This window comes from Amycolatopsis sp. NPDC057786, assembly GCF_042797905.1.
GTDB lineage: Bacteria > Actinomycetota > Actinomycetes > Mycobacteriales > Pseudonocardiaceae > Amycolatopsis.
The window spans coordinates 22,909-30,867 of the sequence record NZ_JBHVKW010000104.1; the positions used below are offsets into that span (position 1 = coordinate 22,909).

11 protein-coding genes are annotated in these 7,959 nt (G+C 68.1%); 5 read left to right on the plus strand and 6 right to left on the minus strand.

Annotation, left to right across the window (positions count from 1 at the left end):
- The first annotated feature begins 222 nt into the window (after positions 1-222).
- Together ACFVM3_RS34945 and ACFVM3_RS34950 are read left to right on the plus strand one after the other, a co-directional pair.
- Positions 223-822, plus strand: coding sequence for a TetR/AcrR family transcriptional regulator (locus ACFVM3_RS34945; protein ID WP_378444169.1), 600 nt, complete (start codon positions 223-225; stop codon positions 820-822).
- 32 nt (positions 823-854) lie between these two features.
- Positions 855-1,616, plus strand: coding sequence for a glucose 1-dehydrogenase (locus ACFVM3_RS34950; RefSeq protein WP_378444170.1), 762 nt, complete (start codon positions 855-857; stop codon positions 1,614-1,616).
- Between the two features lie 82 nt (positions 1,617-1,698).
- On the opposite strand, the gene ACFVM3_RS34955 is transcribed toward ACFVM3_RS34950, so the two are convergent.
- The 6 genes from ACFVM3_RS34955 to ACFVM3_RS34980 are packed head-to-tail and all read right to left on the minus strand — an operon-like array spanning position 1,699 to position 6,311.
- Complete coding sequence (locus ACFVM3_RS34955; RefSeq protein WP_378444171.1) at positions 1,699-3,489, minus strand: thiamine pyrophosphate-requiring protein; 1,791 nt, start codon at positions 3,487-3,489, stop codon at positions 1,699-1,701.
- A 29-nt stretch (positions 3,490-3,518) separates the two neighbouring features.
- A complete protein-coding gene (locus tag ACFVM3_RS34960; protein ID WP_378444172.1) occupies positions 3,519-4,022 on the minus strand; it encodes a hypothetical protein in 504 nt (167 codons plus the stop codon).
- A 12-nt stretch (positions 4,023-4,034) separates the two neighbouring features.
- A complete protein-coding gene (locus tag ACFVM3_RS34965) occupies positions 4,035-5,330 on the minus strand; it encodes an NAD(P)/FAD-dependent oxidoreductase (RefSeq protein ID WP_378444173.1) in 1,296 nt (431 codons plus the stop codon).
- Between the two features lie 2 nt (positions 5,331-5,332).
- Positions 5,333-5,599 (minus strand): DUF4235 domain-containing protein, encoded by a 267-nt coding sequence (locus ACFVM3_RS34970; RefSeq protein WP_378444174.1) that lies wholly within the window; start codon positions 5,597-5,599, stop codon positions 5,333-5,335.
- Complete coding sequence (locus tag ACFVM3_RS34975; protein ID WP_378444175.1) at positions 5,596-5,901, minus strand: DUF3618 domain-containing protein; 306 nt, start codon at positions 5,899-5,901, stop codon at positions 5,596-5,598. Before ACFVM3_RS34975 ends, ACFVM3_RS34970 begins: the two co-directional genes overlap by 4 nt.
- On the minus strand, positions 5,898-6,311 hold the full coding sequence (locus ACFVM3_RS34980; protein WP_378444176.1) for a phage holin family protein: 414 nt from the start codon (positions 6,309-6,311) through the stop codon (positions 5,898-5,900). Before ACFVM3_RS34980 ends, ACFVM3_RS34975 begins: the two co-directional genes overlap by 4 nt.
- A gap of 136 nt (positions 6,312-6,447) precedes the next feature.
- On the opposite strand from ACFVM3_RS34980, the gene ACFVM3_RS34985 reads away from it, so the two are divergent.
- From ACFVM3_RS34985 to ACFVM3_RS34995, 3 genes are all read left to right on the plus strand, one after another.
- Positions 6,448-6,909 (plus strand): SRPBCC family protein, encoded by a 462-nt coding sequence (locus ACFVM3_RS34985; RefSeq protein ID WP_378444177.1) that lies wholly within the window; start codon positions 6,448-6,450, stop codon positions 6,907-6,909.
- 95 nt (positions 6,910-7,004) lie between these two features.
- Positions 7,005-7,466 carry a hypothetical protein gene (locus tag ACFVM3_RS34990; RefSeq protein ID WP_378444178.1) on the plus strand — a complete coding sequence of 154 codons (462 nt, stop codon included), beginning with the start codon at positions 7,005-7,007 and terminating at the stop codon, positions 7,464-7,466.
- 30 nt (positions 7,467-7,496) lie between these two features.
- On the plus strand, positions 7,497-7,826 hold the full coding sequence (locus ACFVM3_RS34995; RefSeq protein ID WP_378444179.1) for a DUF3140 domain-containing protein: 330 nt from the start codon (positions 7,497-7,499) through the stop codon (positions 7,824-7,826).
- Positions 7,827-7,959 lie beyond the last annotated feature (133 nt).

Sequence of the window (7,959 nt, forward strand, 5' to 3'; positions counted from 1 at the left end):
GTGACGTCCGCGTCCGGACCTTCCACCCGACACGACACGTTCGCCTTACTCACGAGGGCGACGGGCTGACCAGCCGGACGACACGGCGAGTCTTGAGCCGGTTCTCGAGCCAAGTACATGAAGGCCCCCTTCCTTGCGCCTAGGTACAGGAAGGGGGCCTTCATGTACTTGGGTAGCGCGCACATCTTGACCGATCGGTCCAGATGTGGCTAGGCTTCTCTCATGTCCCGGGTGAAGGAATTCGACGTCGACGCGGCCTGCGAAGCCGCGCTGGAACTGTTCTGGCGGCAGGGGTACGAGGCCACTTCGGTCAGCGACCTGGTCGCCGAGCTCGGCATCGGCAAGGCGAGTCTCTACGCCACGTTCGGCACGAAGCACGAGCTGTACCTGACGGCCTTGAACCGCTACATCGCCAGGGGTAACGAGCGGTTCGTCGAGGACTTCGCCGGGCCGGGGCCCGCACTGGCGGGCGTACGGCGGCTCATCGACCGCTATCTCGCCGAAATACTGGGCGAATCGGGGCGTAAAGGCTGTTTCGTGGTCAATGCCGCCATGGAGATGATGCCGAAGGATCCCGAGGTCGCGCGGGTGGTCGAGCGCAGCTGGGACGCGCTCGAGCTGGCCGTGCGGATGGCGTTGAGCCGCGCGAAGGCGCAGGGCGAGCTCGACGCCGCCGCGGACCCGGAAGAGCTGGCCGGCTTCCTGCTCACCGTCCTGCAGGGTATGCGGGTCCTGGGCAAGGGGCCGGATTCCGCGGCGCGGGTCAGCGCGACCGCGAAGCAGGCCATCGCGGTACTCGAAGCCGCCCGCAAACGCTCATAATGGAACGATCGGACCAGAAAGTGGTAAATATTGTGGGGAAGCGATTCAGCGGCAAGGTCGTCCTGGTCACCGGAGGAGGTTCCGGGATCGGCCGCGCCACGGCGGCGGCCTTCGCGCGCGAAGGCGCTCAGGTCGTCGTTTCCGGGCGGGACGGCGAGAAGCTACGTCAGACGGTGAAGGAGATCCAGGCCGACGGCGGAACCGCCGACGCGGTGACCGCCGACGTGAGCGTGGGTCCCGAAGTCGAGCGCCTCGTCGCCGAGACCGTGCGGCGGCACGGCAAACTCGACATCGCGTTCAACAACGCGGGCGTCCTCGGCAGCCCCGCGCCGGCCGCGGATCTGGACGAAGAGAGCTTCGACGCCGTCGTGCGGACGAATCTCACGGGCACGTGGCTGTCGATGAAACACGAGATCGCTCAAATGCGGGCGGCCGGTGGGGGAGTCATCGTCAACATGGCGTCCAACATCGGCTCGCACACCCGCCTGCCGGGAATGGCCGCCTACGCCGCTTCGAAGGCCGCCGTGGACGTCCTGACCCGGACCGCCGCCCGCGACCACATCGGCGAGGGCATCCGGATCAACGCGGTCAGCCCCGGCGCCACCGACACCGGGATGTCGTTCCGGCCCGGCGAATCCGAGGCCGACCGCGCCGAACGGCTCGGTTCGGTCATCCCGCTCGGCCGGATCGGCGCGGTCGAGGAGATCGCCGCGGCGGTCCTCTGGCTGGCTTCGGACGAGTCGGCGTACGTGGTGGGGCACGACATCGTCCTCGACGGCGGTGCCAGCGCCTGAGTCCCGCCGAGGTCGTCCCGGATGTCATGAAAGGGTCGGTTCAGGACGAAAAACGTCCTGAACGACCCTTTCATGACATCTCTCAGCGGCGCGAGGGCAGCATTTCCTGCATCTTCGTCTTGATCCCCTGCGTCACCAGGTGCCAGGCGTCGGGCTCACCCTTCAGGACGGCTTCGGTCAGCGCCTTCACCTGTTCGAAGGTGGCGTGCGGCGGAATCGGCGGCACCTCGGGATCGCAGCGGACGTCCAGCACCGTCGGCACGTCGGCCGACAGCGCGACGTCCCACGCCTCCCCGAGCTGGGCCGGATCGTCGACGGCGATCCCGCCCAGACCGATCTCCAGCGCGAAGTCCGAATAGGACACTTCCGGCAGGGTCTGCGACGGCTCGAACTTCGGCGAGCCGCCCATGGCGCGCAGTTCCCACGTGACTTGGTTCAGATCGCCGTTGTGGAACACGCAGACGACGCATCGCCGATCGGCCCACAGTTCGCGGTACCGGGCGATGGTCAGCAGTTCCGCCATCCCGTTCATCTGCATCGCGCCGTCGCCGACCAGTGCGATCACCGGACGGTCGGGGTGGGCGAACTTCGCGCCGATCGCGTACGGGACGCCGGATCCCATCGTCGCGAGAGTGCCGGAGAGCGTGCCCCGCATGCGGCCGCGCATCCGGAGATTCCTGGCGTACCAATTGGTGGCCGAGCCGGAGTCGGCGGTGACGATGGCGTCTTCGGGGATCCGCTCGGACAGTTCGTGCACGATCCGCATCGGGTTGACCGGATCCGCCTCCAGCATCGCCTGGCGGGTCAACGTCTCGTACCACTCGCCGACGTTCTTCTCGATCTCTTCCCGCCAGGCGCGATCGGTTTTGCGCTCCAGCAACGGAATCAGCTGTTGCAGTGTCCCCTTCGCGTCGCCGAGCAGATTGACTTCGGTCGGATACCGCAGGCCGAGGAAGCGGGGATCGATGTCGATCTGGACCGCGCGGGCCTGACCGAATTCCGGCAGGAACTGCGCGTACGGCATATTCGAGCCGACGATCAGGAACGTGTCGCAGTCCCGCATCATCTCGTACGTCGGCCGGGTGCCGAGCAGACCGATCGAGCCCGTGACGTACGGGAGGTCGTCGGACAGGACGTCCTTGCCCAGCAACGCCTTCGCCACTCCGGCACCGGTGAGCTCGGCGACCTCGCGCAACTCCGTGACGGCGTTGCGCGCGCCCTGCCCGATCAGGATCGCGACCTTTTCGCCCGCGTTCAGCACCTCCGCGGCGCGGGCGACCTCTTCCGAGGGCGGGATGACGCTGGCCCGCGGATGGTCGGGCGGGGAGGACGGCACGTGCTTGAACTCGTGCCGCGGCGGCTGGTAGGTCTCCTCCTGCAGATCCGCCGGGATGATCAGCGCCGTGGGCGCGCGCTGCGCGATGGCCGTGCGGAGGGCGCGGTCGAGCGCGTTCGGCAGCTGTTCGGGGACGTTCACCTCGACGAGGTACTCGCTCGCGACGTCCTTGAACAACGCCTGCAGATCCACCTCCTGCTGGTAACTGCCGCCCATCGCGCTGCGCGCCGTCTGCCCGACGATCGCCACCACCGGCACGTGGTCGAGTTTGGCGTCGTAGAGGCCGTTGAGCAGGTGGATCGCCCCCGGGCCGGACGTCGCCATGCAGACACCGGGCCGTCCGCTCAGCTTCGCGTAGCCGACGGCCGCGAACGCCGCCATCTCCTCGTGCCGCGTCTGGACGAAGCGGGGCTTGTTCTCCGCCGCGCCGAACGCGCTCACCAGCCCGTTGATCCCGTCCCCGGGATAGGCGAAGACCTGCTCCACGTCCCATTCGCGCAGCCTGGTCAGAACATGGTCCGCAACGGTTTCGCTCATGCCCGCCGGATACCGCCGCCCTCCGGCGGCTAAACGTCCTCGAGGATCTTGGTGATCCCGGCGACGACGTCCGGATGCCCGAGCGGCAGCGGCGGCGGCACCCGGTTGTACGGTTCGCCGGTGCTGTGGGGGAGCACGTCCACGGAGGTCCCGGACGAGCGCACGCGTTCGGCGAGGTCGGACGACTCGTCCGGCACCGGGTCGACCAGCAGGACATGGGACGCGGCGCCGGGGTGACGTTCGGCCAGCCGCAGCGCGTCCCCGGCCGAGTCTCCGGCGGCCACGACGTCGATCGGCGGGCCACCGGGTTCCGCGTCGCCGAGCACGTCTTCGGCCTGGCTGAGCGCGCCGTCCACCGGCAGCCTGCACCAGATGATCTGGCGCTGGGCCGCGAGCGGGCGCCACGTCGCCGGGAGCTCACCGTGTTTGCCCTCGCCCGCCGGGTCGAGGACCAGCAGCTTCGCCCCCTCGGAGCCGCCGTCGGTGACGACCGAGGGGCCTTCGGCGCGGACGGGATCGGATTCGGTGGTCATGGAACGTCTCCTCTAGCAGTTCGTGCGGGGGAGTTCGGGGGAATCCGTGTCCAGCGGCACCGAACCCGATCGGACGAGTCCTAATTGGACGGTCTGCCGTTTCGTCACCGCTTCGAGCGCCCAGTCGGTGGCGGTGCGCAACCGGTTGCCCGGCATGGCCAGCAGATGGTAGCCGCGGGTGACCGCCTTGGCGGCGAACCCGGAAAGCGGGATGTGCAAAGGATTCGCCGCCGCCTGGCGGGCGCCGAGGTCGACGACGAAGCCGAGGTCGTGGTGCCGGTAGGTGCCGTGCGAGCCGTGCCCGAGCGACGCGGCCACGTTCCGCCCGGCGAGTTTGCCCTGGCGTTCGGCGTGCTGGGCCGTCATCGGCGTGTATTCGCCGGGCCTGGTCAGATCCGGGACGGCAGCCGCGTCTCCGCACGCGTACACGTCGCGCCGTCCCGGGACGTTCAGCTGCGCCGTCACGACGAGCCTTCCCTTGGCCGTCTTCAACCCCAGGTCCTCGATCAGCGGGTCCGGCCGGACTCCGACGCACCACACCAGGGTATGGGTCGGCACGGATTCCCCGGAGGTCAGCGTGACCCCCTTTTCGCCGGCGTTGTCGATCGACGTCTTCATCAGCACCTCGACGCCGCGTTCGCGCAGTACCTGGTCCGCCGTGGCGCCGAGCCGCCGGTCGAGTTCCGGCAGGACCCGCTCGGCCAGGTCCAGCAGCAGCCAGCGGATCTTCTGGTCCTTCAGCTCGGGATGCCGGGCGGCGAGCGCGGCGGTGAACGCCGGCCCCTGCGCGGCGACTTCCGTGCCGGTGTAGCCGGCGCCGACCACGACGAACGTGCAGCGCGCGTCGCGTTCGGCCGGATCCTGCGCCGAGGCGGCGAGTTCTATCTGCCGGGTGACGTGGTCGCGCAGATAGAGGGCCTCGGGCAGGCCTCGGAAACCATGGGCGTACTCGGGCACGCCGGGGATCGGCAGCAACTTGTTGACACTGCCCGCGGCGAGGACGAGACGGTCGTAGCCGAGGGAGTGTTCGCGGCCCTCGGGGTCGGTGTAACTCACGCTCCGGTCGTCGAAGTCGACGGATTTGGCGGTGCCGAGCACCAGGCGCACACCGCGCAGCGTGCCGGGGATGGACACCGAAATCCGCCGCGGTTCGAGGATCCCGGCGGCGACTTCGGGGAGCAGGGGGAGATAGAGGAAGTAGTCGGTCGGGTTCAGCACGACGACTTCCGTGTCTTCACCGACCGACTTGAGGAGGGTCTTGGCCGCGTTGTAGCCGGCGAATCCGCCTCCGATGATCACCACGCGCATCGTCAGTCCTCCGTGGGCCAGTCGCCGGTCGCCTTGCGGTAGCCGACCGCGCCCGCCCGTTCGGTGGCGGCCTTGACCGCGCCGAAGATCGCGCCCTGTGCGGCGGCCGCGACGATCACCTGGGTCCAGGTGAAGTCCCGGTCGGTGGCCTCCGGCGCTTCTTCTTCGCCGCTCACGCGTTTCCAGATCTGCTTGAACGCGATGCCGGCGAGCACGCCGCCCGCGGCGCTCACGACCATGCTGAGCGGCTTGTAGAGAACCTTGTTCACGACGAAGACCTCTTTCGCATGATCAGCCGGATGGCGAAGAGCAACGCCAGGACACCGGCGAAGATCGGCACGGGATTCGCGCGGACGACTTCGGTGCCCTGACGGAACTTCTCCGCCGCGGGCTCCGAGACCTTCTCGGAGATCTTGGCGCTCGCCTCGTCGACCTTGGTGTCGAGGTTGTCGTTGACCCTCGTCTTGACGTCCATCTTCTTGCCCAGCGCGTCGAGGGTCTCGGTGAGTTCCTCACGCGTCACGTCGCGATCCGCGCGGGCTTCTTCGGCGTTCCTGGGGAAATCGGTCATGACCGCACTCCTTGCTTGACGGTGTCGACGTCCTCACGGACACCTTCCACGGCTTCTTCCGGCACCGGCGGGGTCGCGCCGGAGACCTCCTTCTTGCCGACGACGGCGGCGAGGCCGCCGAGCAGCAGCAGCGCCGCGCCCGTCACCACGGCCGCCAGCCACGCGGGCATCACCAGCGCGAGCGCCAGCACCACCGCGGCGATCAGGGTCGCCAGGCCGAAAAGGGCGAGGACACCCGCGGCGCCGAACAAGCCGGCACCGAAGCCCATTTTCTTCCCTTTGTGCTGCAACTCGAACACGGCCAGCCGCATCTCGTCGCGGACAAGGTGCTTGACCTCGTCGCTGAGATCGGAAACCAGCTCGCCGACCGACTTTTCCTCGGACGGCTTCCGGTGGGTCTCTTCGATCATGGGGCACCTCCTCGGAGCGTTCCGCCCGCCGGGTACCCGGCGGCCCGGCAGGTCAATCACGGCGTGTTTCGCCCTGCTGGGCGCCGGGTAGCCGGGGAGTGCCGGCTCGAAAAGCACCCAACCGACAGGAGGATGCATGAGCACGATCACCGAAATGGTGGACGTCGAAGTCCCGGTGAAGACCGCGTACAACCAGTGGACTCAGTTCGAGAGCTTCCCGCAGTTCATGGAAGGTGTCGAGGAGATCCGTCAGCTCGACGCGACCCATACCCACTGGGTGACCAAATTCGGTGGGGTGAGCCGGGAATTCGACGCGACGATCACCGAACAACATCCCGACGAGCGCGTTGCGTGGACGTCGGACTCCGGTCCCGACCACGCGGGCGTCATCACGTTCCATCGCCTTGGCGACAACAAGACCAGGGTCACGGCGCAGATGGAGATCGATCCGGAAGGTTTCGCCGAGAACGTCGCCGACAAACTCGGCGTGCTCGACCGCCGGGTCAAGGGCGACATGAAGCGGTTCAAGGAGTTCATCGAGAGCCGCGGCCACGAGTCCGGCGCCTGGCGCGGTGACGTGGACCGCCCCGGCGGCTGACCACTACCCGGGACCTCCCCTGGAAGACGCGTTTTCCCGGGTGAGGTCCCGGGTATCTCTCGGGGTGAGGTCCATTACGAAGGGAGCGTTCCGGCATGACTACCAACGCATACGTGGCCTTCCTCGTCATCGGGGTGGCGCTGGTCATGCTCGACGGTCTGATCATCTACCAGAGCGGTAAGCGCTACCTGCGAGGTTCCCACGGTGATCCGGCCGCGGGCGCTTCCATGACGTGGCTCGTCACGGTGCTGTTCCATCTCGCGACGCTGGGCGTCCTGGCGCTGCTGTCGACCGTCGACATCGGGGGCAGCGACCTTCCTGGTGTGGTGGGCAGGCTGGGTGTTCTGCTGCTGGTCCTGGCCATCGCCCACGCGATCACGCTCGGCGTGCTTTCGCGGATCCGTGGTGAGCAGGAGGCCGAAGCGGTCATCAACCGGCCGAGGCGCGTCGAGCCCGAGCAACAGGGCACGACGGTGACGCCGGTGCCCGGGCAGGACGGCCGCTACCCGGCCGCGAGCCCGTCCATCGAACAGCAGGCGCCGTACACGGCGCAGTAAGAAGTCGAGTGCTGGCAGGAGGTTTTCGCCGTGCACGAGATCGATGACGAACTGTGGGACGAATTCCATCGCGTGGTCAACATGACCTCGCGGGAACTGGCCGACTGGCTGCGCACGAGGTCGGCCGACGCCGAGGACGAGGCATTGCCGGACCAGGCGGGCACGCCGACCGGGCGGCACGTACTGGCCGTCCTCGGCAAACGCCGGACCGACCTCACCGCCGAGGACGAACGGGTGATGCGCTCGGTCGTGCGGCGGGTCGAGGACCAGCGGCGTGACGACCTCGAACCGGTCGCGGGCGAGGCGCACTGGCGGCACAAGCTGATGTCGATGGGGCACGACCCACTGAAACCCGTGTGACCGAAGTACGTGAGGGCCCCCTTCACCGCGGTGAAGGGGGCCCTCACGCACTTTTGGTGCTGTGTCTGGAGACGTAACTCGCGTGATTGCAGGCGTAACTCGCGTGCTTGGAGCCGTATGAGAGAGTTACGCC

What these genes read in the sequence shown, in the direction of transcription:
- ACFVM3_RS34945 (WP_378444169.1), top strand. Translation starts at nt 223, where the DNA reads ATGTCCCGGGTGAAGGAATTCGACGTCGACGCGGCCTGCGAAGCCGCG.
- ACFVM3_RS34955 (WP_378444171.1), bottom strand. Translation starts at nt 3,489, where the DNA reads ATGAGCGAAACCGTTGCGGACCATGTTCTGACCAGGCTGCGCGAATGG.
- ACFVM3_RS34960 (WP_378444172.1), bottom strand. Translation starts at nt 4,022, where the DNA reads ATGACCACCGAATCCGATCCCGTCCGCGCCGAAGGCCCCTCGGTCGTC.
- ACFVM3_RS34965 (WP_378444173.1), bottom strand. Translation starts at nt 5,330, where the DNA reads ATGCGCGTGGTGATCATCGGAGGCGGATTCGCCGGCTACAACGCGGCC.
- ACFVM3_RS34975 (WP_378444175.1), bottom strand. Translation starts at nt 5,901, where the DNA reads ATGACCGATTTCCCCAGGAACGCCGAAGAAGCCCGCGCGGATCGCGAC.
- ACFVM3_RS34980 (WP_378444176.1), bottom strand. Translation starts at nt 6,311, where the DNA reads ATGATCGAAGAGACCCACCGGAAGCCGTCCGAGGAAAAGTCGGTCGGC.
- ACFVM3_RS34985 (WP_378444177.1), top strand. Translation starts at nt 6,448, where the DNA reads ATGAGCACGATCACCGAAATGGTGGACGTCGAAGTCCCGGTGAAGACC.
- ACFVM3_RS34990 (WP_378444178.1), top strand. Translation starts at nt 7,005, where the DNA reads ATGACTACCAACGCATACGTGGCCTTCCTCGTCATCGGGGTGGCGCTG.